This is a genomic window from Vibrio sp. 10N.222.52.B7 (assembly GCF_041474275.1).
GTDB lineage: Bacteria > Pseudomonadota > Gammaproteobacteria > Enterobacterales > Vibrionaceae > Vibrio > Vibrio crassostreae_C.
Genome location: NZ_JBFRTU010000759.1, coordinates 1 through 322 on the forward strand (window position 1 = coordinate 1; position 322 = coordinate 322).

Consider the following 322-nt stretch of genomic DNA (forward strand, 5'->3'; position numbering starts at 1 on the left):
TCTTGTTAGCGCCTAACAAAACGTTGGCAGCTCAACTTTATGGCGAGATGAAATCCTTCTTTCCGAATAACTCCGTTGAGTACTTTGTTTCTTACTACGATTATTACCAACCGGAAGCCTACGTTCCAACCACGGATACCTTTATCGAGAAAGATGCGTCGATAAATGCTCATATTGAGCAAATGAGACTTTCAGCTACCAAAGCTTTGTTAGAAAGAAAAGATGCCATTATTGTTGCTTCTGTATCGGCTATCTACGGTCTTGGTGATCCTAAGTCTTATTTGAAGATGATGCTGCACTTGAGTCGTGGTGAGGTGATGGA

General features: G+C 41.6%; 1 pseudogene. It reads left to right on the plus strand.

Features of this window, described 5'->3' with window-relative positions:
- A pseudogene (locus tag AB4512_RS25165) lies at positions 1–322 on the plus strand (excinuclease ABC subunit B); the annotation flags it as partial.